The sequence below is a fragment of the Monashia sp. HAY1-5C genome, assembly GCF_056755255.1.
In genome coordinates, this window is the sequence record NZ_JBPGXG010000916.1 from 1 (window position 1) to 228 (window position 228).

Sequence of the window (228 nt, forward strand, 5' to 3'; positions counted from 1 at the left end):
GTGCCCAACCGCGAGGACCTTTTCAAGACCCACGGAGGTGGGTTCAACGCCCAGAAGCGCGCGATCGATTCCGTGAATGAAGGCGAAATCCTGGTGATGGAAGCCCGCGGCGAGAAGGGCACCGGCACAGTGGGGGACATCCTCGCGCTCCGCGCCCAGGTACGTGGGGCTGCGGCCATCATCACCGACGGCGGCGTCCGCGACTACTCGGCAGTGGCTGATCTGGAG

1 protein-coding gene is annotated in these 228 nt (G+C 65.8%); it reads left to right on the forward strand.

All coding sequences use genetic code 11. The features are described from left to right. Nucleotides 1-228, forward strand: a 228-nt coding sequence (locus tag ACR9ZK_RS23935) for an RraA family protein (RefSeq protein ID WP_481344383.1), incomplete at both ends; no start/stop codon positions are given.